The 25941-nt window shown below is 60.6% G+C and carries 24 protein-coding genes and 1 pseudogene; 15 read left to right on the top strand and 10 right to left on the bottom strand.

What is annotated here, in order from left to right; genetic code table 11:
- Positions 1 to 5 precede the first annotated feature (5 nt).
- From M9799_RS20165 to M9799_RS20150, 4 genes are all read right to left on the bottom strand, one after another.
- On the bottom strand, positions 6 to 1121 hold the full coding sequence (locus M9799_RS20165; RefSeq protein ID WP_231045144.1) for an efflux RND transporter periplasmic adaptor subunit: 1116 nt from the start codon (positions 1119 to 1121) through the stop codon (positions 6 to 8).
- Between the two features lie 47 nt (positions 1122 to 1168).
- The gene (locus M9799_RS20160) at positions 1169 to 1756 is read right to left on the bottom strand and encodes a hypothetical protein (protein ID WP_231045083.1); all 588 of its coding nucleotides are present in this window, start codon (positions 1754 to 1756) and stop codon (positions 1169 to 1171) included.
- 11 nt (positions 1757 to 1767) lie between these two features.
- Entirely contained in the window at positions 1768 to 3117 is a 1350-nt protein-coding gene (locus tag M9799_RS20155) for a TolC family protein (RefSeq protein WP_231045082.1), read from the bottom strand.
- Positions 3118 to 3219: 102 nt separating this feature from the next.
- A complete protein-coding gene (locus M9799_RS20150; protein ID WP_231045081.1) occupies positions 3220 to 3591 on the bottom strand; it encodes a hypothetical protein in 372 nt (123 codons plus the stop codon).
- Between the two features lie 152 nt (positions 3592 to 3743).
- Between M9799_RS20150 and M9799_RS20145 the strand changes: the two genes are divergently transcribed.
- From M9799_RS20145 to M9799_RS20135, 3 genes are all read left to right on the top strand, one after another.
- Positions 3744 to 4430 (top strand): heavy metal response regulator transcription factor, encoded by a 687-nt coding sequence (locus M9799_RS20145; RefSeq protein WP_231045080.1) that lies wholly within the window; start codon positions 3744 to 3746, stop codon positions 4428 to 4430.
- Complete coding sequence (locus M9799_RS20140; protein WP_231045079.1) at positions 4427 to 5779, top strand: heavy metal sensor histidine kinase; 1353 nt, start codon at positions 4427 to 4429, stop codon at positions 5777 to 5779. Before M9799_RS20145 ends, M9799_RS20140 begins: the two co-directional genes overlap by 4 nt.
- 154 nt (positions 5780 to 5933) lie before the next feature.
- Complete coding sequence (locus M9799_RS20135; RefSeq protein WP_231045078.1) at positions 5934 to 6284, top strand: DUF4148 domain-containing protein; 351 nt, start codon at positions 5934 to 5936, stop codon at positions 6282 to 6284.
- A gap of 52 nt (positions 6285 to 6336) precedes the next feature.
- On the opposite strand, the gene cadR is transcribed toward M9799_RS20135, so the two are convergent.
- Positions 6337 to 6789 carry a Cd(II)/Pb(II)-responsive transcriptional regulator gene (cadR, locus tag M9799_RS20130; RefSeq protein ID WP_231045077.1) on the bottom strand — a complete coding sequence of 151 codons (453 nt, stop codon included), beginning with the start codon at positions 6787 to 6789 and terminating at the stop codon, positions 6337 to 6339.
- 222 nt (positions 6790 to 7011) lie between these two features.
- Between cadR and M9799_RS20125 the strand changes: the two genes are divergently transcribed.
- Positions 7012 to 9462, top strand: coding sequence for a heavy metal translocating P-type ATPase (locus M9799_RS20125; RefSeq protein ID WP_231045076.1), 2451 nt, complete (start codon positions 7012 to 7014; stop codon positions 9460 to 9462).
- Between the two features lie 215 nt (positions 9463 to 9677).
- Here the strand turns inward: M9799_RS20125 and M9799_RS20120 are convergent, their stop codons facing one another.
- Both M9799_RS20120 and M9799_RS20115 read right to left on the bottom strand, forming a co-directional pair.
- Positions 9678 to 10721 (bottom strand): nucleotidyl transferase AbiEii/AbiGii toxin family protein, encoded by a 1044-nt coding sequence (locus M9799_RS20120; RefSeq protein ID WP_231045075.1) that lies wholly within the window; start codon positions 10719 to 10721, stop codon positions 9678 to 9680.
- Complete coding sequence (locus tag M9799_RS20115) at positions 10711 to 11436, bottom strand: DUF6088 family protein (protein ID WP_231045074.1); 726 nt, start codon at positions 11434 to 11436, stop codon at positions 10711 to 10713. Before M9799_RS20115 ends, M9799_RS20120 begins: the two co-directional genes overlap by 11 nt.
- Positions 11437 to 11666: 230 nt before the next feature.
- Here M9799_RS20115 and M9799_RS20110 point away from each other — a divergent pair, with 230 nt between their 5' ends.
- The 6 genes from M9799_RS20110 to M9799_RS20085 all read left to right on the top strand — a co-directional run bounded on the left by M9799_RS20110 (position 11667) and on the right by M9799_RS20085 (position 15849).
- Complete coding sequence (locus M9799_RS20110) at positions 11667 to 12299, top strand: ParA family protein (RefSeq protein ID WP_231045073.1); 633 nt, start codon at positions 11667 to 11669, stop codon at positions 12297 to 12299.
- Complete coding sequence (locus tag M9799_RS20105; protein ID WP_231045072.1) at positions 12296 to 12616, top strand: hypothetical protein; 321 nt, start codon at positions 12296 to 12298, stop codon at positions 12614 to 12616. Before M9799_RS20110 ends, M9799_RS20105 begins: the two co-directional genes overlap by 4 nt.
- Before the next feature lie 148 nt (positions 12617 to 12764).
- On the top strand, positions 12765 to 13067 hold the full coding sequence (gene parC, locus M9799_RS20100; protein WP_231045071.1) for a ParC family partition-associated protein: 303 nt from the start codon (positions 12765 to 12767) through the stop codon (positions 13065 to 13067).
- A 243-nt stretch (positions 13068 to 13310) separates the two neighbouring features.
- Positions 13311 to 14582: a replication initiation protein gene (locus M9799_RS20095; RefSeq protein ID WP_231045070.1), complete on the top strand. Its 1272-nt coding sequence runs from the start codon at positions 13311 to 13313 to the stop codon at positions 14580 to 14582.
- A gap of 260 nt (positions 14583 to 14842) precedes the next feature.
- A complete protein-coding gene (locus M9799_RS20090; protein ID WP_231045069.1) occupies positions 14843 to 15250 on the top strand; it encodes a hypothetical protein in 408 nt (135 codons plus the stop codon).
- A gap of 23 nt (positions 15251 to 15273) precedes the next feature.
- The gene (locus tag M9799_RS20085) at positions 15274 to 15849 is read left to right on the top strand and encodes a hypothetical protein (protein WP_231045068.1); all 576 of its coding nucleotides are present in this window, start codon (positions 15274 to 15276) and stop codon (positions 15847 to 15849) included.
- 547 nt (positions 15850 to 16396) lie between these two features.
- Here M9799_RS20085 and M9799_RS20080 read toward each other — a convergent pair.
- Positions 16397 to 17308: a restriction endonuclease gene (locus tag M9799_RS20080; RefSeq protein WP_263726274.1), complete on the bottom strand. Its 912-nt coding sequence runs from the start codon at positions 17306 to 17308 to the stop codon at positions 16397 to 16399.
- 1248 nt (positions 17309 to 18556) lie between these two features.
- On the opposite strand from M9799_RS20080, the gene M9799_RS20690 reads away from it, so the two are divergent.
- Positions 18557 to 18919 (top strand): HTH domain-containing protein, encoded by a 363-nt coding sequence (locus M9799_RS20690; protein ID WP_422692701.1) that lies wholly within the window; start codon positions 18557 to 18559, stop codon positions 18917 to 18919.
- Entirely contained in the window at positions 18912 to 19925 is a 1014-nt protein-coding gene (locus M9799_RS20075; RefSeq protein ID WP_263726285.1) for a Fic family protein, read from the top strand. Before M9799_RS20690 ends, M9799_RS20075 begins: the two co-directional genes overlap by 8 nt.
- On the opposite strand, the gene M9799_RS20685 is transcribed toward M9799_RS20075, so the two are convergent.
- Together M9799_RS20685 and M9799_RS20070 are read right to left on the bottom strand one after the other, a co-directional pair.
- Positions 19836 to 20285, bottom strand: coding sequence for a DUF4113 domain-containing protein (locus M9799_RS20685; RefSeq protein ID WP_377009259.1), 450 nt, complete (start codon positions 20283 to 20285; stop codon positions 19836 to 19838). The genes M9799_RS20075 and M9799_RS20685 overlap by 90 nt on opposite strands.
- Positions 20286 to 20754: 469 nt before the next feature.
- Positions 20755 to 21930, bottom strand: a pseudogene (locus M9799_RS20070) (Y-family DNA polymerase); the annotation flags it as partial.
- Between the two features lie 74 nt (positions 21931 to 22004).
- Here M9799_RS20070 and M9799_RS20065 point away from each other — a divergent pair.
- From M9799_RS20065 to M9799_RS20055, 3 genes are all read left to right on the top strand, one after another.
- Positions 22005 to 23042 carry a tyrosine-type recombinase/integrase gene (locus tag M9799_RS20065; RefSeq protein ID WP_231045065.1) on the top strand — a complete coding sequence of 346 codons (1038 nt, stop codon included), beginning with the start codon at positions 22005 to 22007 and terminating at the stop codon, positions 23040 to 23042.
- Positions 23039 to 25291 carry a tyrosine-type recombinase/integrase gene (locus M9799_RS20060; protein ID WP_231045064.1) on the top strand — a complete coding sequence of 751 codons (2253 nt, stop codon included), beginning with the start codon at positions 23039 to 23041 and terminating at the stop codon, positions 25289 to 25291. Before M9799_RS20065 ends, M9799_RS20060 begins: the two co-directional genes overlap by 4 nt.
- 224 nt (positions 25292 to 25515) lie before the next feature.
- A complete protein-coding gene (locus M9799_RS20055; protein WP_263726270.1) occupies positions 25516 to 25839 on the top strand; it encodes an ArsR/SmtB family transcription factor in 324 nt (107 codons plus the stop codon).
- The last annotated feature ends 102 nt before the right edge of the window (positions 25840 to 25941 follow it).

The raw sequence follows: 25941 nt of genomic DNA, 5'->3' as shown, positions 1-25941 counted from the left end.
GCTCCTCAGCGGACTTGGTTGATCAGGCTGGCGCTCTCGGTGACGATGCGCTCGCCCCCCTGGAGGCCTGTGGTCACGCTGACCGATGCGCCGTCCAGCGGCGCGGTGGTCACCACGCGGGGCTCGAAGCGTTCTGCCGCCGTCTTCACCCAGACAATCGTCTGGTTGGATGGATTCTTGACCAGTGCCGCGGCCGGCACGGCCACGCCCGTGACTTCGCTGCGCGTCTGCACGACCACCCGTACCGGCTGGCCGATGGCCAGCTGGCCCAAGCCCTCGCCTTGCGCGCGGAACTGGATCGGCAGGGCCTGCTCGCGCAGGCTGCGCGCCGCACCGACCAGCGTCAGCGCCACGCGCTGGCCGCCATCGGTGGTCAGGTAGGCGCCGGCCACGTCCTGGGCCAGCGCGGTGTCATAGGCCAGGGCCTCGACGCGCAGGCGCTGGGTATCGACGATCTCGAATACCAGCTCACGCGCATCGACCACTTGGCCGGCCACGGCATGGGACGCGGAGATCACACCGGAGGCCGAGGCCACCAGTGCGTCGCGGCCCTCGAGCCCCGTGCCGACGGCGCGCGCGCGTTCGCCCAGGCTCGCGACTTCGCTTTCGAGCGCCTCGATCTCGCGGCGCGGAACGGTATCGGCCAGATCGCGCAGGCGTGCCAGGCGCTTTTCGGCCAGTTGCCGGGCGGCGCGCAGTTCGGCCAGCTGGGCCTGCTGGCCCGAGCGTTCGAGGCTGCTGGTGGCCGGCTGCACATAGGCCAGCAGCTCGCCCTTGCGCACGGCCTGGCCAATGGCGGGCAGGCCGCGCGGGCCGGCCTGCAGGCGGCCGGCCACCATGGCCTGCACCTTGCCACCGGCATTCGGGTCCATCAAGACCAGGCCATTGAGCTCCACCGCGCGCGGCAGCGAGCGCTGCGCGCCTGGAGCGGTGCGAATCGCCATCTGGCGTTGGGCCGGCTTGGGCAGGAACACGCTGCCGTCGGGCAGGCGCTGCGGGCCGTTGGCATTCGTTGCGGCGGGTGCATCGCCATGGTCATGGCCTTCATCGGCCAGGACCGGCGAGTTGACGAGGAGGGCAGCGGCGAGCAGGCCGGCCAGCGTGCAAAGGCGCAGGTTCATCGGGCGGAAATGGAGGAAATGGAAGGGATGGGCCAGGGTGCGCAGCTTCATGCGGCACCTGCCTTCTTGCGCGCCAGGCGAAGGGCGGCCACCGCCAGGGCGAGGACGGCGATGCCGCCGAGGCCCCAGAGGGCATATTCCTTCCAGCCATGGGCATGGCGGGCTTCGGCATGCGTGTCGCCGTGGATGTCGAGCTCGCCGGCCAGCAGATCGCTGTCGTTGCTGGCGGTCACCGTGGCCGTGACGGGCGATAGGCCTTCGGGCAGAGGCTGCTCGAGCGTGGCTTCGAACTGTCCCTCGCCATGTGCCTGGGGCTGCAGTTTGTGGTTGCCGATTTCCAGCTCCAGGGTTGCATCCTTCACCGGGGCGTTGGTAGGTGCATGGTCGAGGTACAGGGTCAGTTGCTTGCCATCGAGCACACCGACCAGCTCGAACAGCTCCGAGCTTGCGCTGAAGCGGGGCAGCGCCGGGCCGCTGGCCGCCGCCGGCACTTCGCCATGGTCATGGCCTTCATCGGCCTGCGCGGGAGCGCAGAGCAGCAGCGCCGCTGCCATGGACAGGCCGGCGCACAGCGCGCGCGGCGATGGGGAAAAGAAGTGGGTCATGGAGGGGATGCGGAAAGGGGTGCGCGTCATGGGGGCCGGTTTCATTGCGGAAGCAGGCCCAGGGCCTGGTGCAGGGAGGAGAGCGCCTGGTTGATGTACAGCCGGGCAATGGCGGACTGGCGCTCGGCATCGGCCGCCTCCAGCTCCACGCGCAGGCGGTTGGGAAGGTCAATTTCGCCAGCGCGGAACGCCTTGCCGATAAACGCCTGGGTTTCGCGCGCCAGCGTCGCGCGGCGCTCGGCGGCCTCGGCGGCCGTGCGCGCGCCGGTCAGCCGGGCGCGGGCGCTGGCCACCTCGCCGGCAATGCGCAGACGCTCCAGCTCCAGCTGGTTCTGTGCCGCCAGCAGCTCGGCGGCGGCGGTGGCGGCCCTGCTCAGGCGCACGCCGCTGGAGCCCAACGGGATGCGCACGCCCACCGTGACCGTGCGGGCGTAGCGTTCGCCGCGCGCTCCCCGCTCGCGCGTGGTGGCCACGGTCAGTTCGGGATTGGCGCGCGTTTGCGCCACGGCCAGTTGCTGCGCACGCTCGGCCACCTGCAGCCTGGCTTGGGCTTCGCGCAGCGCGGGATGCTCGGCAGCCAGCGCGTCGGCCTGGGCATGGCTGGAGGCGTCCACCAATGCGCCCGGCGGCAATGCCTCGGGCGCTTCGCTTTGTGCGCCCACGGGCTGGGCCACCAGCGTGCGCAGCGTCTGCTCATGCACGGCCCGCTGGGCCTGGCTTTCGGCCAGCTCGGCCTCGGCCGCGGCTACCGCGCCATCGGCCTGGTGCTGATCGGCGCGGGCCAGTTCACCGGCCTTGACGCGGCGGGCCACATCCGCGGCCAGCTGGGCCGCGCTGCCCTGCCGGGCTTGGGCCTGGGCGACGTCGAGCTGCGCGCGCTGCAGCTGCCACCAGGCCTCGCGCAAGGCGCCCGCCAGGCGCAGGCGCGCCGCGGCCTGGCGCGTGTCGAGTGCATCGAATTCGGCCTGGGCCAGCGCCTGCGCGCGGCCACGCTCGCCAGGCAGCCACAGCGGCACGGCGACGCCGACCTCCAGCTCGGCGCTGCCTTCGTCACGGTGCCAGCGGTCGGTCTTGGTGGCCAGCTCCAGCGCTGGCGGCTCAGGCGTCCAGCCATTGGCGATCGATTGGCGGCCCTGGGCGGCATTGCGGTATTGCGCGGCGCTTGCCGCCTCCGGCTGGCGCGCCCAGGCAGCGTCAAAAGCCTGGCGCAAGGTGGTGAGCGCCGGTGCCGGTGGTGCCGGCGCGGCAGCTATTGGCGATGGCGCTGCGGTTGCCGGTTCAGACATGGGCTGGGCAAGCCCGGGTATGGCGGCAAGGCTCAGCGCCACCGCGGCCCACGCATGCACGCGCAGGCCCTTGACCCCAGGGTGGGGTCTGGAAAAAGAAAGCATGTTGTCCTCATGGGCGGCATCAGGAGCTGCCGCGGTTTCGTCCGAATGAAGACAGGCGCACGGCGGCCGCGCAAGGGCGCGCAGCCGGCTGCCTGCCGCAGATCAGGAGAAACTGGCGTGAGGAGGACGGATCAGGCGCTCGGGTATGCCTGCAGTGACAACGCGCAGATAAGGCGTGGCGCCCTGGAGCGGGGGATGGTGCAGTGCCGGCGCCCTCTGCAGTGCCGTCAGGGCCGGGGCGGTGCCATGGCAACTGGCGCAGTCGTCATGAGCGAGATCGGACAGCTGGGTGCCCGTCTCCGAGAGTTTTTGCACCTCGGCGCCGCCCTTCATGCCCACCTCGTGTTGGTGTTCATGGTGGCCGAAATGCTGGCTTGCCGCGCCGCTTTCGTGCCGGCAAATGCTGGCCGCTGCCGCCCAGGTCCATTGGACCGGAAGCAAAACCAACAGGAAGACCAGCACGAGTCGATGCATGGAGCGCGAGTATAGCGAGGATGAATGACGAGCACTCGCAGATTGAGAAATGGGCCTGTGCTGACTGTATGCGGCCATGACCGACGAAAAGCCGTCGCGCCGATGACAAATTTGTAATCTCCGTGCTGCGGACGTGGCGCCAGAATGCGGGGATGAAACTATTGCTGGTGGAGGATGAGATCAAGCTTTCGGAGTACCTGCGCAAGGGGCTGGGCGAGGAAGGCTATGTGGTCGATGTGGCGCACAACGGTGTGGATGGCCTGCATATGGCAAGCGAAACCGACTACGACCTGATCGTTCTGGACCGCATGCTGCCGGGCATTGATGGGCTGGCCGTGCTCGCCGCGCTGCGCCAGACGCGGCAGACACCGGTGCTCATGCTCACGGCGCGCGCGCAGGTGGAAGACCGCGTGCAGGGCCTGCAAAGCGGTGCCGACGACTATCTGGTCAAGCCCTTTGCCTTCTCGGAACTGGTGGCGCGCATCCAGGTGCTGCTGCGCCGCGCGCAGGGACCGCGCGGCATGGGCGAGGCCACGGTGCTGCGCATGGCCGACCTGGAGCTGGATCTGATCCGCCGCAAAGCCGTGCGTGCCGGCCAGCGCCTGGACCTGACAGCCAAGGAGTTCAATCTGCTGAGCCTGCTGCTGCGCCGCCAGGGGGAGGTGCTGTCGCGCACCGAGCTGGCCGAGCAGGTGTGGGATATGAACTTCGATAGCGAGACCAACGTGGTCGAGGTGGCCATCCGCCGGCTGCGCGGCAAGCTGGACCAACCCTTCGCTGCCCCACTGCTGCACACGGTGCGGGGCATGGGCTATGTGCTGGAGCCGCGCGTCCCATGAAGCGCCTGCTGGTGGAAGGCAGCCTGCGCGCGCGGCTGTCGCGCTGGCTGGCCCTGCAGGCTATGCTGGGCCTGGGGCTGGTTTGCGTGGCGGTGTATATCGTCATCGCGTGGACGCTTTCCGTGCGGCAGGACGATATGCTGCGGCAAAAGCAGATTTCCGTACAGCACCTGCTGACCGAGGGCCGCGGCGCGCACGACCTGGCAAGCGTGCGCCATCTGCTCAATGACTTCCTGACAGGCCATGACGAGCTTTCGTTGCGCCTGACTGACGCGCGAGGCGACCTGATCTATGAGACGACCCGGGCACATCCTGCGCACAGCGGCAGCAAGCGCGTGGACTTCACCATCAGCATGCCCGAAGGCAGCGCAGCCGGGGAAACCGCCGCGCAGGCCGCGCTGCTGCTCAACCGCGACAGCGATGAGGCACTGCTTGCGCGGCTGGCCTGGACATTGGCCCTGGCCGCACTGGGCGGCGCGGCAGCGGTATCGGCCGGAGGTTTCTGGCTGGTGGGATTGGGCCTGTCGCCACTGCACAAGCTGGTGGAGCAGACGCGTCGGGTCAACGCACTGCGCATGGACCGCCGGCTCGACGGCAGCGAGCAGGCCCAGGAGCTGCAGCCGCTGATTGCCCAGTTCAACGCGCTGCTGAACCGGCTGGATGTCGCGTACCAGCAGATGGAGTCGTTCAACGCCGATGTCGCGCATGAGCTGAACACGCCGCTGGCCACCCTGATCAGCAGCTGCGAACTGGCGCTGCGCCGCCCGCGCAGCACGGCGGAGCTGTGCGAGGTGCTGTCGTCGAACCTGGAGGAGCTGCATCGCATGGCCGGCGTCGTGAGCGACATGCTGTTCCTCTCCAACGCCGAGCGGGGCCTGCCGGCTCGGCGTGTGCTGCAGCCCAGCCTGGCGTTGCTGGCGGCCGAGGTGGTCGAGTTCCACGAGGCCGCGTTGCAGGAAGCGAACCTGCGCACCGAGGTGCAGGGAGATGCCGGTGCGAGTGTGGACGCGCCACTGGTGCGCCGGGCGCTGTCCAACCTGCTGGGCAATGCCACCCGCTATGCCCTGCCTGGCTCACGTGTCGATATCGGCATCAGGCCGTTGGCGCAGGGTGGGGTGGAGATGACTGTGACCAACCAGGGGGCGGCTGTGACTGCGGAACATTTGCCGCGGCTGTTCGACCGGTTCTACCGGGCCGATCCCGCACGCTCGCATGCCGACCGCAACCATGGCCTGGGCCTGGCCATCGTCGCCGCCATTGCGCGCATGCACGGTGGCGAGGCATTTGCCGAGTCGTCCGGCGGCAGCACGCGCATCGGTATGCGACTGGGACCGGGCGCAGCCGCATGACCGTCCGGGTTGGCAGATGACTGAATTGTCATATTCCCGTTGGCGTGGTGTCGGCACAGGATTTCTACAGTCAAGCCATCTTCTCTGGCCACTGCACTGATCACTGCAATGCGGTGGCGGGAAGCCGCTTCAACCACACTGCAAGGAATTTCCAATGACCGCCATCCGCCGTTCCGCTTTTGTTTCCCTGACTGCCAGCGCCGCCTTGGCCGCCGCCCTGGCCCTGCCTGGCCTGGCCGCAGCCAGCGGCTACTACCACCCCGCCAACAACCAGGCGGGTGTGACCGTGCACCCCGAGCATTACCAGAGCAGCAAGACACGCGAGCAGGTGCGCGCCGAAACCAGCCAGGCCCTGCGCAATGGCGACATGGGCCACGTCACCGAAAGCGGTGAACCCGCCGTCAAACCCAGCACCTCGGGCCTGACGCGCGAGCAGGTGGTCGGTGCGCTGATGTCCGAGACACCTCAGGAGCGTGCTGCGCGCCTGCGCTCGCTGCAGGATTGATATCCTCAGTGCCCAGCGAAAAGTCGGTGGTGTCTTGCGGTCCCTGCCGCCTCTAGTGCCCGTGCACCGAGCGCAGATGCCGCGTATCGGTTGCGGGCACTAGAGGCTTCGACGCGGCCTCGTTGAGGCCGGCCAGGATGCCGCACTGCTGCGAATACCGCTCGTCGCAGCAGCGCTGGCGCAATTCCTTGAGCTGCCGCTCCAACAGGCGCAACTCCTTGATGCGGGTCGTGACATGCCCGATATGCTGGTCCAGCAAGACGTTGACGTCCCCGCAGTCGGACAAGGGGTCATCCTTGACCTTCAGCAGCACGCGCACTTCGTCCAGCGACATGTCCAGGCCCCGGCAATACCGGATGAACTGCAGTCGCTCCAGATGCGCGTTCTCATATGACCGGAAGTTGCCTTGGGTGCGCGCCGGGGCGGGCAGCAAGCCCTCGCGTTCGTAGTAGCGGATAGTCTCTATCTGCGTGGCAGCGGCAGCGGAAAGTTCACCTATTTTCATTAATGGCCCCCAGAGGATTCGAATGGTGTGATTCTGGAGTGGCTACAGGATTTTCCGGGAAATCCGTGCAGTGTCAATGTTGGCGAAAGGGGTGGTTGACTCTGTAGTGGGTACAGGGATTCCAATAGCTTCAACAAAACCAAGACGACTATGCACTCCTCTGAATCTTCACCTGTCGCCAGTTCGTCGCCTGCCGATTGCGGCGGCTGCTGTTCACCCTCCATGCCCCAGGAGCCGGAGCGCTCGCTGCGCGTGCCGGCAATGTGCTGTGCCAATGAAGTGCGGCCGGTCCGGGCTGCGCTGGAAAGCCTGCCTGGGGTGACCGACCTGGCGTTCGACCTTGCGCAGCAGACCATTCGATTCCGGGCCTCGGTGCCGACCTGGGAAGCGGCGCGGGCTGCAGTGACCCAGCTGGGGTTCGCCACTGAACCGCCGGGAAGCCGGGCCGCGCCAAACGCTTGCTGCGGCACTTCCAGCCCTGCGGCGACCATCTCTTTCACTGGGCGCGCGTCCAAGGCGTCATCCCCTGCCATCGCTCCCGCGCCGGCCGTCCCTGCAGGGGCCTTGCTGCTGCGCATTCCCGAGATGGACTGCGCGGTCGAAGAAGGCCAGATTCGGCGCGCGATGGAAGCTTTTCCGCAGGTGAAGCGGCTGCGCTTTGACCTGCCGGCGCGCGCGCTGACCGTGGAAGCACCGGCCGATACCTGGGACACCGTCACTGCTGCCATCCGCCGGCTGGGCTTTAATCCGGAGCCCCTGACGGTGCCGCCGGCGGCGGCTGACACTGCGAAGGCGCAGAGGGTGGAACTGGTGCGGCTTATCGCCGCCCTGGTGGTGGCGGTCATCGCCGAGATATTTCACCTGGCTTTTCCGGACACCTTGCCATGGCATGTGGCTGGCATGGTGGTTGCCGCCGGGGCCATTGCGCTGTCCGGCCTGTCGGTCTTCAAGAAGGGCCTGTCGGCACTGCGCAATGGCCAGCTCAATATCAACGCGCTCATGAGCGTGGCGGTGATCGGCGCGTTCGTTATCGGCCAGTGGCCGGAGGCCGCCATGGTCATGGCGCTATATGCCTTGGCCGAGCTCATTGAGGCGCGGTCGGTCGAGCGCGCACGCAACGCCATTGCTGGACTGCTGGCACTGTCTCCGCCGCAGGCCGAGGTTCGCCAGCCCGACGGTAGCTGGACACTGACCGACGCCGAGGCTGTTTCTGTCGGCGCAGTGGCGCGGGTGAAGCCCGGCGAGCGCTTTGCTCTGGACGGTCGCGTCACGAAAGGCAATGGCGCAGTTGACCAGTCACCGGTCACCGGCGAAAGCATTCCCGTGGACAAAGCCCCAGGTGATGATGTCTTTGCCGGCACCATCAACCAGAGCGGTTCGCTGGAATTTGAAGTGACCAAGCCTGCCGGCGACACCGTGCTGGCGCGCATTATCCATGCCGTCGAAGAGGCGCAGGGTCAGCGCGCACCGACGCAGCGCATCGTGGACCGCTTTGCCGCCGTCTACACGCCAGCCGTATTCCTGCTGGCCATCGGCGTGGCAGTCGGCTTCCCGCTGCTGGCCGGCTGGGCCTGGCTGGATGCGGTCTACAAGGCGCTGGTTCTGCTGGTCATCGCCTGTCCCTGTGCGCTGGTCATTTCCACGCCTGTCACGGTCGTCAGTGGCCTGGCAGCAGCCGCGCGCCGCGGCATCCTTGTCAAGGGTGGCGTCTATCTCGAGCAGGCACGCAAGCTCACAGCGCTGGGCCTGGACAAGACCGGAACGCTCACCCAGGGCAAGCCAAAACTGGTCGCCCAGCGTGTGCTGGCAAACGACGTATCCGAGGAAGCGATCCTGCGCATCGCGCGCAGCCTGGCGGCGCGCTCGGACCACCCAGTCTCCAAGGCGGTCGCTGCGGGCTTGCCGGGTCCGACAGCCGATGTCGTGGATTTCGGGGCCGAGCTTGGCAAGGGCGTCCATGGTTCCATCGAAGGCCGGGCCTATATCCTCGGCAACCACCGCTGGCTGCACGAACGCGGCCAGTGCACGCCGGAGCTCGAGGCGCTGATGTTGGAACATGAAGCGCAAGGGCGCACGCTCTCGGTGCTGGCGGACGAGCAGCACGCCCTGGCGCTTTTTGCCGTAGCCGACACGACCAAGGAGACCAGCAGGCAGGCGGTCGCTGAGCTGCTAGCGCTTGGCGTGCGGCCGATCATGCTGACCGGCGACAACGCTACCACCGCAAATGCCATTGCCAAGCAGGTCGGCATCGAGGACGTGCGCGCCGGCCTGCTGCCTGAGGATAAGCAGAAAGTGGTGGCCGAGCTGCGCGGCCAGGGCCGGCATGTCGGCATGGTGGGCGATGGCGTCAACGACAGCCCTTCGCTTGCTGCCGCCGACATCGGGTTCTCGATGGGCGCTGCCGGCACCGACACCGCCAAGGAAGCGGCCGACGTGCTCATCATGAACGATGACCTGCGCAAGGTGCCCGAAACCATCCGCCTGTCGAAGAAGACCTATGCGGTGCTCTGGCAGAACATCGTGCTGGCACTCAGCATCAAAGCTGTGTTCTTCGTGCTGGCCGTGTTCGGCAGCGCGACGATGTGGATGGCCGTCTTTGCAGACATGGGTGCGAGCCTGCTGGTCGTGTTCAATGGCCTGCGTTTGCTACGCGGCGTGCAAAAGTCGATTTGATGTGGGGCGACCATTGGTCACGAGGTGCGCATCGTGCTAGCCCAGTTTATCAAACCCTGCGTAAAGTCATTGTGGTGTGTGTCGTTTAACCTCTTATCCGGTAAACAATAGAGCACCCTTTAGGTACTCTTCGCCGCAAACATGGCCTAAAGCACCATGGTAGGGTGGGCGTGCAGCGAAATGCTGCCGTGGAGAGAGTTGCCCAGGAGAAACGCTTATGTAGTGCTGTTCAGCACTTGCTCGACATCGGCAACCTTGGCCAAAACGTCGTCCAGCGTGGGAACCTCGCCAAAAATCATCCCTGACATGGCGGCGTAGTCCTTGATGAGCGCGTCACGCATTTCTTCGCTGGGACTCAGCGTGAAGCTTCCAGCAGTTGCGGTATCCAGGCCCAGATCCGGGCTGCCGAAAAACAGCCTGGCATGGGTGGCGCAGTCCTCGGCCAGTGCTTTGTCAGCTTGCCAATCCGCGATGTCCTTGGCCTGCGCGAGACGGTAAATGTCATAGTAGTGGCGTGAAACCCGCTGTCCGCCGTGACGCAGCACGCCGCGGTTTTCGTGCCACTGGCGCAGGCCATGCAGGATCATGATCTTGTCCCAGAACGTCCGCTCTGGTTTGACGGTGGTCACATTGCCGATATGCAGGTCCAGGTCGGGCAGATCCTGCGCCACATACGGCGTCACTGTGGCCGGTATGTGGGGGTCGAGTGCGGATTTGGCGCCTGCCTCGATCTTGACCGCCGCTCGGATGTAGTCGCTTTCTGCCCCAGTGACTGTAGGGTACCAAAACAGTACGGTCTGCCCATCCTTGTCGTCCTCATCGGCCTCTATCTTGAAGCTCCCCTTAGACATGGATTGCGCGGCCAGTTCATACAGCTGGGGGGTGAACGGTGCCGTTATATAGGCCTGGCAGGCATCGCGGATGTCATCCAGTTTGGCACGGCGCTTCTTGCCAGTGAGGACATCGAGGTCGGCGGCCTCGACAGGCTGGCCAAGGTCTTCGCGGAAGACCGTGATGTCGATGTCTTCCGAAAATCGGGAGATGAGTCCAAAGGCTTTAGAGAGCGATGTGCCGCCTTTGAACAGCAGCCGTGGACCGCCGGCGGGCAGTCCATTGAACAAGGCATCCAGTGTCCAGCAGACCCAGAAATCTTTTTCGACGTTCTGCACCGGGGTGCCAAGGCGCGCGGCGGTAGCCAGGAATAGGCCGAGCCGGTCGGCATCCGACGCGGCGATGACCGTTTGGAAATCAGCTTTCAATTGAGCTCTCCTTCAATGCTGCTTTGCGGACGGGGAGAGCGGTCTTCATCTTCTTCGACTGGGTCAACGGCTGAACGATGGCCGTAGCAGGGTCACATCCTGGCAATTCGCGCACCACGCTTTGCATCCAGGCTGGAAGCAGGGCGAAGCCCTCCAAGAGGTCGTTGCGTATAGCGTCGCCATACTGAGGGTCTACCAGCACCTTGGTCAGCTTGTCCAGGACGCGTTGCCGGTCTGTAGCCAATGTGTCCTTGAGCCAATGCAGCGCCTGCACCACGCGCATTGCAGGCCTGCCAGCCCAATACAGTCGACTTGGCGCGGTGTGCTTGAAATCAATGGCGAGCTGGTCCAGCTTGATGCTGCGCCGTCGCGCATCCGTATGGATCGTGACGCGCGCGGGCACGGCATCGGTCAGGCCAAGATCATTGGCGGCCGTCATACCGTCAACCAGCAGACGCAGTTGATCGCGGCGCGCAATGGCATCGACCACGGCACGGTAGTCCGGTCGGGTCGGTCGCTTGGTGAGACTGTTCATGCCCGGTCGGTCATAGAGGCCGCGCTCGATGCGCCGCAACGCACCGCTTTGCACCAAGCGCTGCAGCGTCTTGTCGACCGCGGCACGGTTTCCCAGGCAAGCAAAATCGCTGGGGACCCAAACGGTGTTGGGGCCACCCGATCGAACGATGGCAGTGACTTGCGATTTGAGATCAGACATAGTGTCCGTTATTTATATACATTTTTCGGACAACTTGCAATTCATCTTGTCCGAAATTTGTGTATATTTTTCGGACTGCGAACCTTAAGCTACGTATTGCCTAGAAAAGATCATCGCAATGGTGCGTTTCTAGGTATGTATATATATACTTGATGCCTGAGGGCTTCCGATGGCCGATGGTCAACTGTCGGTGCGGATAAATCGGTATATATACATATCTAGGAGAAGGCATGATCTTCGCGTGTGTGAACACCAAGGGCGGCGTGGGCAAGACAACTACTGCTGTGCATTTGGCCGTGATGTTGGCTCGTCAAGGCAGCACGCTTTTGATTGACGGTGACCCGCAGGCATCGGCAGCGAGCTGGGCCGCATGGCGCCGGGATTCGGAGTACAGCAGCGGCCCTACTCCCACGACGACCTGCTTGGCAGGCAAGGCAATCCTCTCCGAGGGCAAGCAGCTGGCCACGGGTTTTGACCATGTGGTGGTCGATGCCGGCGGCCGTGATTCCGTGGGCTTGCGCTCTGCCCTGCTGCTGGCCCAGCGCGCCGTGATCCCCGTTGGGGCGAGCAATCTGGATGCCGCCGCCATGACCGACTTGCTCGAAGTTGTCGAACTGGCGCGTGATTACAACCCAGACCTGGACGTGCGCGTGCTGCTTACCCGGGTTGATCCAAGAACCAAGGACGCAGCGGAAATGCTGGAATTTTTGACGGAACAGAAACTGAGGGTTCTGACCACGAAGGTGTGCGAGCGCGTGGCGTTTCGTCGTGCCATCGGTGAGGGAGCGAGCGTGAAAGAGTTGGGACGTGATCAGGCGGCGATCGCCGAGATGGAAGCATTTTTCCGCGAGGTGACGGCATGAGCATGAAGGGAAAACCCAACACCTCCCAGTTCAAGACGCCCAAGGATCCGACGGCTTTTTTGGAAGGTGGCCAAGCTGACAAGGCGGAAAATTTAGCCAGATCGCCTGTGGTGGTAGCCCCTGCTCCCATCGCGGCGCTGGAAGAGGAAACAGCTGCGCCACGCAGAGGCAGGGTGCAAAAGATCTTCAATTTTCCCGAAGATTTGGCAGACCGCTTGCGTGACGAAGCGCAGGCCCGTACCCGGGACAAGGGTCGGCGAGTGACCGAGAAGGACATCGTCGTTGAGGCGCTTGAAATGCTCTTCAGGCAAAAATAGGTATATATATACCTATATAAGTAAGTATATATATAACGATATGCAATCTAGGATCTTCATGACGCGAGGCCGAGCACGTATGAAGCGTGTAAAATCGCGACAATTTTTAATATTGTTGCCTTTGATCGTACAATAGGGTATAAAAACGATGTTGACAACAACTGCAAGCGTGGTTTTGCCGCGGATCCTGAAGGAACTCGTCGTCGCCGGCGTGGTTTCGGATGCCCGCGTGGAACCCGACGACAAAGGGCTAGTGATTGTTCTGCGCGCCGGAGTGAACGAGCGCGTGCTCGGGGCTGCGCGTGGCGGTTTGCGCTATTTTCAAAGCCTGGATGGCGTAGCAAGTGTTTTGCAGAGCTACGGCATTACACGCTTTACCGTAGAAACCGGTGATTGGGTGCCTAGGACAATGCGGCCGCAACAAGGCGGTGGCGCCGAGGCAGATGAGTAAGTCAAGAACAGGAGAGTGCTGACCAGACAGTAGAAAACTGGACGATCAGAAAAGACAAAGCCCGCTTTGACGAGCGGGCTTTGACAGTGAAACCGGGCGGGGCCGGGACACAAGGTGAGTGAACACTTTGACGGGTGGACACTTACCAACGCAATGAAGCGCCTTGGAATGCTTTTATTGTACGTGTCCTGAACCCTGCGCGCAAGCGTGCGCGCGTCCCTATGGGATGTGCGCTATGGGACCATGACAGCGACAGCCGTACTTGAAAACACGTTAAGACAACGCTACGAAGCACCGGCTACTGCATTGGGCCGCGTGCTGGCCGAAGCGGCTTATTACCCGCGCGTCAGCGACAACAAGAGCGCCACCTTGTCGCGGCCGGTCGAATACGCCATTCGCTGGCCGTATATGCAGATCAACCGCCCGAACTTCGTGAGCTGGCTGGTGTTCGACTGCGATCACGGAGATATCTATCGCTGGGAGAGGGTAGGACTGCCGGCGCCGAATTTGATCGTATCGAGCGGCAAGAACGGCAGCGTCAGCAGTTTTCACCTGCTGTACGCCATTGATCCCGTCTGTACCTCTGCCAAGGCCAGGTCGCATCCGATCCGCTACATGAAGGCCATCTATGGCGAGATGGCGCGCTTGCTGGATGCCGACCCGGACTATCACGGAGGGCCGGTGTGCAAAACTCCAGGCCATGCTTGGTGGCATACCGCAGAGCTGCATCCCCATGAATACAGCCTGGGTGAACTTCACGAGTACTTCGATATCCCCGCCGAGAAGCCGCGGTTCAGCAAAGGGCCGGATCTGCTGCCGGTGATGCATTCCCGTGCAGTGACGCTGTTTGAGCAGCTGCGCTTCTTTGCGTATAGCGTGGTCAACATCGAGCGAGACAGGGGCAGTTTCGAGTCCTTCTCGCGGCGTCTCGAAGATTACGCCCACCAGATCAACGATTTCGAGCGTCGCGGCTTCCTGGACCCCAAAACCGGCGTTTCCAAGGGCAACCTGGCCGTCTCCGCGCTGCGCTACACGGTCAAAAGTGTGGCCCGCTGGACGTGGGACCGCTACACGGGCGATGGGCGCTGCAATCGCGGTGTGATGCAGCTCGATCCCTCGCTTTCTTTGGTACAGCGGCAGCGCCTGGCTGCCGAACGCACCCACAGCGAACGCACCAGGAAGACGGGCGACAGTGTGCGCACCGCCTGCGCCGCCCTGCACGCCAGAGGCGAAAAGATCACCCAGACCGCCATTGCCCGATTGACCCAGCTTTCCCGCCAGGCCGTGGCCACTTACCAGCGCGTGATTGATGACTTCCTACGACCTTCGCCACCGGCTACCGCTGCGCTGGCGCACGATGCACGCCCTCCTGAGTTTGTTAAGTTTGGTGTACATCAGGTAACCCCTCCCCGGTTGTTTTCTGGGGAGTTTGGACCCGATGTTGGGCATGTTGGTGATTCGTTGCCATTGTTCAAGCTTGTGGCTGTTGCGCCTCAAGGTGAAGATTCAAGTTGATTGCTTTTCCAGTGAGTCTCTTGCATACACTCGAAGGTGAAATTCGCTGCGCACGTAAGCTGGATTGGTGAAGAGCTTTCGGATGAGCCTGATGTAGGCAGGCTGCTGGGTTGACCGTGCTTTCGTGCATAGCCAGCACGCAGGTTTCATTGGCTATATGGCCAGTTGTGAAGGAAATCCTTTTGAGGGCATTGTTTATGAAAGGCAGGCCAGCGAAGGTTGGCTTCTCTGGCCTTTTCCTTCCGAGCATTGAATGGGAAATGAAGCTCGAAGAGGTTCCTTGGCGGGACTTGGAAGACTGCCCAAGGATTGGGACTTTGATGCGCAATGTGCGTCGTCAAGACACTGTTCCCGATGCTTTGAAAATGAGAGCGATGATCACGAAAATGGGTTCCAGCGATCAACTGGCATTGCAGCAGTCACAGTCCTTGCTGCATGCGCTCGATGGTGATAACACCGCCCTTCGCCAGGTCGAGCAATTGGGAGCCTGGAATTGGTTCGTGCTGGGTCAGACAGAGCCTTTTTCGGCTTTTTCCAAAGCGTACGTGGAGCTTGAGCCAGCCTGTGCCAAGGCCAATACAGTCCTTGCCGCTGGCAATTTTCTGATGTCGCCAGTGAGGTCACGGATACGGGTGCAATTTCAATTTTCTGGCGTCACGGAGCTTTAGACGAGCTTGCTAGGGCGAAATCAATGGAGCAGACCCTGGCTCCCAGATTAAAAGCATGGTTAGAGTTGCAGATGTCGATTCTGGCTAAAGTGAGCCTGACCAATGGGATAGCGATCGCTTCGCAAGGTATCTGTGGCTCTTTCAGGAATATGCTGATCGGGTCGCCAGCGAAGCCTGGTCAAACCATGTTGAGGCACTTTCAGCATTTTGCTTGTCTGGGGTCACTGGCTAAGTTGAAAGATGCAGTAGCTGATCTGTGCGCTGAACCTCAGTTCCCCAGTGATGCAACGTTCATCCGTTGGTGCAGCGGCAGCATTTTCCCCGCTCAAAAGCGTTTTGAACCGTTTCTGCAGGCGCTTGCACAGCTGGGAGCGGAACAATTTCTAGGTCAATCAGGTGAGCAGCTGCTATTCGCTCAGTTTTATGTTGCACGTAGATTCACGGCGGTACTTGCCATGGCTGATTTATGGCGTTGCGCCGATGTTATTGCTACCGAAAAATATGTAGGTGCTGCAAGCCCATCGCAATGGGCCGTGGAGTCTTTCGAGCACTGGCAACATCACTGGCGCGAGATGCTTACCATTAAAGGCCTGAGCTAGCTATTTCTGGTGCTGACTGTCCCAGCGGCCACGGAATTCGCGTATGGAAACCCACAGACATCTTGACTGTTCGCTTCTGCGTATTCGTTTAGCTGGGATATACCGAAAGCAAAGCCGCAGCTATACATCTATATATATATATATATATATAGCTTCTGTGCTGCACCATGTTATGGATTGAGGCCATGCTCATGCGGAGTACGGTCCACACGAGCATGGGCCTCATTTCAAAGTCAGTCCTCACCGAAAATTTGTTGCGACCGTTGCAAGCCGAACGTACACGACCTGTAGAAGTTGAAAGTGACGAAGGCGCTATCTAGGTGCGATCGAAAAGAAAATTAGATGATATATATATATATTGAGAGAGGCAGAGGGGGAAGGAATGCTTGATAAGCTGGCGTTGGGTTTGAAGCACTACGGAGCACATGGAAACGACCACTGCAGCCGTATGTCTAATGCTCCATGTATTCGCCAGCATTAGCCAAATTTATCTGACGCTTGATCGCTGGAGAATGCGGGTTGACGGGATTCGCTACATAAACAAGTATTAACTTTCCTCGAAATAATCTGAATCAATGCGTTTGACAACAAATGAAGATGCGACCGAAACACCAATATCGAAATCAATCATTAACCCGGATAATTGCTTACCGTCTATGAGAACCACCTTCGTATCAATACGTGTCACGTAATCTATCGCATCAGTCGTATAATAAGAGGTTGTAATAAAAACGCCTTTGCGTGCACGCTGACCTTGCAATGCGCCAACAAATTTTTGAATTTCTGGCCTGCCAACCGATCCCTGCCAACGTTTAGCTTGAATAAAGATCGTATCAAGACCAAGCCGGTCCTCTTTGATAATTCCGTCAATACCACCGTCTCCAGTTTGACCAATTCGCTCGCCAGCATCTCGGCGCGATCCGCCATAGCCCATTTTTACGAGAAGCTCGACGACAAGCTGTTCGAAGAACGTCGGTGAACAAGACAAAATTTTTGCCAGCAGCTCTTGAGCAAGTTGCTCTCTTAATCCTTGATAGGCGTTCTCGATAGTTTCTTCAGGAGTCGTTGTTGTTATTGGTAAATCAACAGGCTGCTCTTGTAATATACTGGCTCTGGATATATCCCTAAATTCAATGAACTCGGGCCATTGCTCTAGAAATCTTGCGTCAATTCTTTTTGGATTTGATGCCAAAGTCTGCAGGCCGCGCTCTGTAATTTTGAAAACGGCTCGCTTCGGAGCTTCGATCAGAGCGGCCTTTTTTAGGTATGTCCTTGCCCAGCCAATACGGTTTTTAAAAATTCCTTGTTGTCCACTTGGCAGAAGTTCAGCTCTCTCGGCAGGGGTTAGGTTGAAGTGCTCAGCAAGCGCCTCTTCTGTGTCCCTTAAAGAATGTTCTTTTCCATCTCCTAAGTGGCGAAGGAACGGAAGCATGCAGGTTTGGTAATCAGGTATGGCCATGTAGCCGAGCATACGTTGGATACTGTCGATTAGCACGGAGTTTTCACCCCCTCGCGCGCTCATACGCTTGAGTCAAGGCGATCGCACTGCAGCACCATTGCCCGGTGCATCACCACCACTGGCTTTTTCACAAATACCGCCAACCTGTCTGCGCTCCATACCTGCTTTCGATGGCTCAGCCGTTCGATCACGGCCCAACTCGAGATGGCTGGATTTTCGGGGGTGTCGCATTGACACTGCTATGGATGCACAACATTGGGGGCCCTGCCGCAATCGACTCTTTCGATCACTGGTAGGTCACCAACGCGGAATGCTCGCCAGTGTCGACCAAGAAAAGTTACTTCCTTGGCGGATTGTTCCAGCGGCCGCCACCAGAATCTTCCCCGGTTTTGCTTGGCCAGCCGTCTCCTTGGCCCGGTGTGGGACTTGTTGCCCGGTTCAATGCCGTAGTGATTTCGCTATTGATTACCAAATTACGCTTCATCGCTATCTCCTTCAATACCCTGCGACAAACTCATCGCAGTGCCTGAATTTTCCAGCAGCCAGTGTTGGAAGCACAATCAGACTTTGGGCAGAAGTGGAGCTAAGAATCCGTTCGTAGGGTGCTTCTGCGACTCCTGAGGGTCTGTATGACGTAGAGAAACAACTGCTAAGTATATATGTATATACATATGTTTTTGGTAGTGTGCATATCGAGATTTCCGCGCAGGACGCGTCAGGACAGAGCGCACGCCCCAGGCCTGCGTACATCCTCCTCCTACTGGCCAAGTTGCCAGCTGCCTGCCGCAGGCATCCTCCCTTTTTTGCAATCACAAGACTGGCTAAGATCCAACGCGAGAGAAGAAGTAGGTATATATATATAAGAAGATTTGGTTTTGAAATTGTCATGTGTTCGATACCAGAGTGGAAAGGGTGTGGCGTCTTCTTACGTGATTGCCCGCGTAGAACGAAGCCGTAGCCATCTCATGGCAACCCTATTAGCGACTTCTTGCTCCGCAATTGGGTCGAACACTTTTGGCAACCTGAATCATTGCTGGTTGAACATGGAAAAGACATGAAATTCGAAGGTATATATATACCTATATATATACTACAAACATGTGCTCCTGATGCATCGGTGGTTCACTGCCATCAATAATCTTGTCATAAACCTATCCGGCCGATTAGATTAGTGTCTAATCTTGTCATTTTGATGAGTTTACGCCCATAATCTTATCAGCTGACAAGATTGAAGAGAATCTTTATTTCATGAGCACCCCCCGTCTGTTGCCTCGTCACCATGCGTTGCTGCGCTTGGTCCTTGCTGCCAGCGGGCCTATACAGCCCGGCGCACTGGAGCAAGCCCTCCAAGTTTCCCGGCCCACTATCAACCGGGATTTGCGAGACCTCCTGACCACGGGATTTCTGGAAAAGCTGGGGATGGTCGGTCCACTCGCTACGTGGCCACCGATGCGGCCAGAGCGGCACTGCGAGTTTCGACTGCAGCCGCGCCCATGCCAGCGGGGCCTGGTCCGCTGCGTTGGTCGCCCGTTGCGATGCCCTTGGTCGAAACGCTTCTTGCGCCTCTCGGAACACGTACTCTGGTGGGTTATGAAAGCAGTTTTTGGGTAACTACATCCCGAACCAATCCAGCTTGCTGCCGCAGCAGTTGGCCACCGAGCTGTTCAATGCCGGTCGCAGTCGTGATCAGCAGCCCGCAGGAACCTATGCGCGCGAGGTTCTGGAGCAGCTGCTCATCGACCTGTCCTGGTCGTCATCGCGACTGGAGGGCAATAGCAAGAGTTTGCTAGATACCAAGGAGCTCTTTGAGCTCGGTGAGCAAGTGGGTCCCCTCGATGAAGACACCTTGATGCTGCTCAACCACAAGAACGCCATCGAGTTCATGGTCGATGCTGTGCCGACACAGGGCATTACCGTGCCCATCATTGTTGACCTGCAAGCCAAGTTGATGAAGGACCTTTTGAAGGACTCGCGCGACATTGGCAGCATCCGCCAGCGCGTGGTGAACATCCACGGCTCTGTGTACACCCCGAGCAACATCCCCACCCTCTTGGAAGAAACGCTCAAGGTCATCATCGACAAGGTCCGACACATCCGTAACCCGGTGGAAGCAGCATTCTTCCTATGGGTCAACGTAGCCTATCTACAACCCTTTGCGGATGGCAACAAGCGCACGAGCAGGCTGAGCGCCAACATGCCGCTCATGCTGTACAACTGCGCGCCGCTGTCTTTCCTGGATGTGGAGCGCAACGACTATGCGACCGCCATGCTTGGCGTCTACGAACAGCGCAATGTCGCTGCAGCTGTGGAGCTGTTTGAATTTATCTACCGTCGCTCGATTGAGAAGTACAGCGTGCTGCGAGCCTCCCTGGGCGTACCCGATCCGCTTCGCGCCCGATACCGCCAGGCCCTCAATGAGCTCATGCAGTTCGTTGTCTTTTACGGCCGAACGCTGGAAGACGCATTTTTGCAGGTGCCTGTCGACGCTGCTGACCTTGCTGCGCTGCGCGTCATAGCTAACACAGAGCTAGATCATATGGAGCAATACAACTGCGCTCGCTACAACCTCGCGCGGGGCATGACCCAAAGGTGGATTGACGCAGGACGGCCGAGGTAACCTGCCGGGGATTTTACTGCCCCAAACGCATGCCACTTTTAGGGAGGCATCGTTGTACGACAGGACACTCGAGTAGACAACCACAGGAAGAGCCAGCAAGACAATTGTGGTAGGTATATATATACGTATATATAAATATATATAGGTATATATATTCGAGTGAATCCGTTTGACTATGACGCCTTCGGAGCCTTCACATGTAGGCATGCGCAATCGGCAACTGTCCAGTGCCGTCGTATACCGAGGTGTCTGGAGCGCCTGCCTCATCCTCCAGCCGAACTCGACCTTCGGCATTCCTTGTGCTGGCGACATGTACCGCAGCTTTGCCCAGCGTCCGTTGATCCGGTCCATAACTTCCATCAGCGGGTTTTGGCTGCGCGTCAGGCCCGGCGCCGCGAAGTCGAGGGCCCGCTGCTCGGGACCCATTCCCGCCAAGTGCAGCAGCATGTCCCCCGCCTTGGCCAGCTGGTAACCCGGCGCGTAGATCGAGCACAGGCCCGCAACAGCCGCGCTCCCCAGCACCTTGGATTACTTGCAAGTCAGGCTCAAACTAACTCGAGCATCGTTGATGACAGAGCTCACTCGCGCAAATGAGAAGAGACAGGTGCAGGTATGTATATATATAAGTATATATATTAGTGGAGTGTGAACTGGTCCATGCCAGCGCTGCGCCGATTGATACCGTCAGCAGCTGGCACAAGTTAAGGGACGCCTACGGCAAGGTGTGTACTAAAGGGGGGAAGGGCGAAGCCCATAGGTCAAGAAGCTCCAGGAGGGGAGGGAGCCTCCAAGGCCGTGCGCTTGCTGCGCAGATTCCGCTGCAGTGCCCTTAAGCGCGTGCAATCGGCACCTCATCCAGAACCGTGGTGTACCTTGGGGTCCGGCGCTCTGGTCTCATCCTCCAATCGGATACGGCTTTCTCGGCATTCCCGGTGCTGGCCACATGCACCGTGGCCTTGCCCCAGCGACCGTTGATTCGATCCATCACTTCCATCAGCGGGCTCTGGTCGCGCACTGGGCCCGGCACTGCGAAATCCAGCGCCTGCTGCTCCGGCCCGGGGGCTGCCAAGTCCAGCAGCATCACCCCAGCCTTGGCCAGTTGGTAGCCAGGCTCATAGATCGAGCGCAGGCCCGCAACGGCTGCGCCCACCAGCACCTTGGTGTCTGATGAGGCAGGCTGCAGCTGGATGGTGGCCGAGCGGTAAAAGCGCGGTCCCGGGCGAAACGGCGAGGTATGCGCAAAGACCTGCAGCGCACCGGCGCGCTGGCCGCCGGCGCGCAGTTTCTCCGCGGCGCGCGTAGCAAATTCGCTCACCGCCTCGATCAGCGGCGGCAAATCGGTGATTGCCTGGCCAAAGCTGCGCGTGCTGGCAATCTGCTTCTTCGGCGGCGGCGCCTGCTCCAGGCTGATGCAGCTCATGCCCTGTAGCTCGAGTACGGTGCGCTCGAGCACCACGCTCCACTCCCTGCGGGCCTTGCCCGGGGGCATCCGGGCAACATCCCAGGCCGTCAGGATTCCCTGCTCCGCCAGCTGGGCCGCGATCCTGCGGCCAATGCCCCAGACTTCCGCCGCAGCCGTGCGCTGGAGAATATCCTGGCGTGCGGCTGCCGACATTTCTGCCCAGTTGCATACCTGGGCAAACTCCTTGGGGTAGCTTCCCGGCTTGCGCTCAGCGTCCTTGGCCACGTGGTTACACAACTTGGCCAGCGTCTTCGTGGGTGCCAGGCCGACACAGGTCGGAATGCTGGTCCAGCGGTGGATGCGCGAGCGGACCGCCCAAGCGCGCTGCGTCAGGTCGCGAACGCCCTCCAAGTCGCCGACATAGCTCTCGTCGATGGAATAGATCTCCTGCAGAGGACCCAGGCCAGCAGCCAGCGTCATCATCCGGTCACTGATGTCGCCGTAGAGCTCGAAATTCGCTGACAGGCAGACAAGTCCAGCGCTCTGCTCCAGGTGCCGGATCTCGAAGTGCGGCTGGCCCATCTTGATTCCAAGCGCCTTGGCCTATCTATTACGTGGAATGTCTGACTGACTGCCGTGCCCAACTGGAGTAGCGTAGGCAATCCCCAGGAGGCACGATGTCTACAGAACCTTGGCGTGCGTTGGCGAACCTCTGCAGCGATGCCCTTGCGTACGCGTGGGTGTCCTTGCAGGTTGATCTGCTAAGAGCTCCCAATACCGTCGCCGCCTACGCGCGTGGGCTGGATCACTACCTCGGTTTCTGTCGACGGATGGAGTTGAATGTCACAAGTGTTGGGAGCGCTCAGATCGCTGCTTACGTGCGCGAACTGGCTGGGCGCTCCTGTGGCGTGGAGGTCCCTTCCAGCACCGTCTCCGCTCTTTCCAACGCTTCCATCCGCCATCGGCTCACCGTTGTCCGGTTGTTCTATGACTACTTGGTCGAAGAGGGTGTGCGCACAACGAATCCTGTCGCGCGCGGGCGACGCGGAGCCGCTTCCGGTGGGTTCGGTGTCGGACAACGCGGCCTCATCCCCATTCAGCGGCGGCTTCCCTGGATTCCCGACGATTCGGATTGGCAGGCTTTACTGTGCACGGCGCGCAGCGAGCCAGTCCGCAACCGCTTGATGCTCGCCCTTGCGTATGACTGTGCGCTGCGTCGGGAGGAACTGTGTTCGCTTGCCACGGGAGACATCGATCCGGCAAGACGCCTGCTTCGCATTCGGGCCGAGACGACCAAGACCCGGCAGGAGCGAATTGTCCCCTACTCGGTGGTGAGCGCAGAGCTCTACGTGGCCTACCTTACCGAACGTCGTCGCTTGGGCAGCCCGCGAGGTCCATTGTTCCTATCGGAGTCCTCACGCAATCGAGCGACGCCCCTGACCAAGTGGACTTGGTCGAAAGTAGTACACAGGCTCGCGTTGCACGCCGGGGTGCCCGCACTGACGACCCACAGCTTCCGTCACCTCTGCCTGACGGACCTGGCACGTGCTGGCTGGGACATCCAGGAGATCGCCCGTTTTGCCGGCCATCGCTGCATTCAATCGACCTTGCTCTACATTCATCTGAGCGCGCGTGATCTCTCAGACCGGTTTACCCGCAGCATGGCTGCGGTCCATGAGGCACGACTGGACCAACTCCGGGGAGGCTCAGCATGAGCAATGTGGCGAACGCGATCGCGCCGGCGAATGCGATACCGCAAAAGTCGTTTTCGCTCAAGGAACAAAGCCCTGTGCTTGCTGCCAACGAGCGTGCGGCACTGGAGGTGCTTCGCGTGCACTTCGCTAGCCATGGACGGCAATGGCCCACAGCGTCCCGTAAAGCACTGGCGCGACTGTTATGCCCGCTTCACGAACTGCTGGAACGCATACCTGCCGCACAGGCGCCACGCAATTCTGTGATTCACCTTGTGATTGTCGAGATGCAATACCGCGGTATCGCCTACTGGGGATGGACCAGTGATGACTGGCTCGACGTGCTGTGCAGCAGCGAAGCGGCCTTCCGAAGTCGCTACGGGGGCAACGGCAACTGCCGCCAGTACGTTATCGCAGTGGCCTATCTCCTGTGCGGCTTTGATCGGATCCCGGAGATCGGACGCTTCTTCCCGTACCGCCTCGCGATCAAGGTGTTCGGACGCGAAGCCGTAGAGCACGCCAACCGCCAAGTTTTCGACGAGATGAGCAAGGTCGGTTTTAGGTCGGTCCATCGGCCCAGCGTTTCGAACGCGCTCTATACCGCGCTGCTCATCCAACGCAGTCCACGTATCGACGACCTGACCCTTCATACATTGCAGCAAGTTGCTCGAACCGGTGCGGCATTCATTCGCAGTGGGGTTGCAACACTCTCTCGGACATTGGTGCGTCTGAAGTTGCTCACGCATGGCTTGGATCACCGCGTCAACGATCGTCGCCGTCCGGCAGACGAGTACCGTGCGACCGACGGTATCCCAGATGAGTGGCTGCAGTGGTGCGAGCGTTGGAGAGCCACTGCCGTACGAGCTGCCTCCTCGATCACGGGAGACTACTATGCGCTGCTGAAGTGTGGTCGCTGGCTCGCCGAAATACATCCTGAGATCAATAGTCCTGCCGACTGGACTCGCGCGACGGCGCTGGAATACGTGGCGACTGTTGCCCGAATGACGATTGGCCGATGGTCGAATCCCGGTGGCATGTACCTGAAGCAGCGTGGTGACCCGCTCAAGCCTGCTGCCAAGGCTTCGCATCTGCGTAGCGTTCGCAGCTTCTTCCGTGACCTTCAGGAATGGGAGTGGATCCCTCAACGCTTCGATCCGGTGCGCGCGCTCGGGTTGCCGCGCGCCGTCGGTGTACTGATCGGACCCCAGCCACGCATCGTGGCCGACGGCGCGTGGGCAAAGCTAATGTGGGCGGGTCTCAATCTGAGTGAAGAAGACTTGAAACCTACCCCAAGTCGGCAAGGCTGTGCCGATCAACCAACACGCTATCCGATCACGATGATTCGGGCCCTGGCAGTACTCTGGCTGTTCGCAGGACTACGCCGCGACGAATCGCTGCGGCTGCAGATCGGTTGTATCCGCTGGCAACCAGGCCCCAACGATGTGGCTGCTTCACCGACGTGTTTTCTCGACGTGCCCGTTAACAAGACGTCCACCGCCTTCACGAAGCCGATTGATGCCGTCGTGGGCCATGCAGTCGAGGCCTGGGAACGAGAGCGCTTGCCTCATCCGAGCATGACCGATGCTAAGACGGGTAGCGTGGTGGATTATCTATTTGTGCATCGCGGAAGACGCGTTGCCGGGGCATACCTCAACCGAGCTCTCATTCCGCTGTTGTGCAGGAAGGCCGGCATACCACTGGAAGACGCACGCGGTCGCATCACCAGCCACCGCGCGCGCGCCACCATTGCAAGCCAGCTCTTCAACGCCAGGGAACCGCTGGGTATATTCGAGCTGCAGGCCTGGCTCGGCCACGCTTCACCTCAATCCACCCAACACTACGTCACGGTGACACCGACTAAGCTCGCGGGTTCAATCGAGCGGGCTGGGTACTTCGAGCGCAACTTGCGCACGATCGCCGTGCTCGTCGACCAGGATGCAGTGCGCAGCGGCGCAGCTGCCCGGGGCGAGCCCTGGCGTTTCTACGACCTGGGACATGGGTTATGCACCTACGACTTCTTCGATCAATGTCCACACCGGATGGCGTGTGCCAAATGCTCGTTCTATTTACCGAAAGATTCGGCCAAGGCCCAGGCGCTCGAAGCGGGGGCGAATCTCACGCGCATGCTTCAGGAAATCCCGTTGCAAGACACAGAGCGTGCTGCGGTTGAAGATGGAATAGAAGCCATGGAGAAATTGGTCGATAGCCTGAGCCACACCATTACGCCTGATGGACGAACACCGAATGCCATCAAAAAGACACAGCGACCATGATCAAGACGGCAGCACAAGACGCCCATTCTCAGTGCTTGATCACACTGCCCCCTGCAAGCTCGCTTGCGATGACCTACAGGCCGCGTGCATTGCCGTCGCTGGACGGCAGTACAACTGTGAAGTCCAGCTCAAACCCGCCCATCACGCGGCCGACCGGTAACGAACATTGCGATCGAAATACTCTTTTTTAACCATTAATTCAATAATCGTTGTATCATTGATTTATGCAAGAGACCCAAGTCATTCGTTCGCTATCAGCCCTCGCACATGAGGCCCGCCTGCGTGTGTTCCGCGCTCTGGTGGTGGCTGGACCGGAGGGCCTTACCCCTAGCGTCCTGGCAGAGCAGTTGGGCATTGCACCCAATGCGCTGTCCTTCCACCTCAAGGAGTTGTCCCATGCGGAACTGGTCAGTCAGGAGCGCCAAGGGCGCAACGTGATTTACCGCGCAGCCTTCCCAACGATGAACGAACTGCTGGCTTATCTCACCGAGAACTGCTGTCAGGGCGCTGTTTGCACGCCTGCGGATGCCTCCGCCTGCAATTGCTGATCTAACAGGCGAGCGGCACCGCTTGCTTTGTGCCTTTCCCCGCGTGCCGCAGCGGTGACCGTCTGCGCACCTCGCACCATTCGTCCTCAAGTCCTGCTGCTA

The organism is Comamonas endophytica (assembly GCF_023634805.2).
GTDB classification, from domain to species: domain Bacteria; phylum Pseudomonadota; class Gammaproteobacteria; order Burkholderiales; family Burkholderiaceae_C; genus Comamonas; species Comamonas endophytica.
This window is presented reverse-complemented; position numbering and strand designations above follow the sequence as displayed.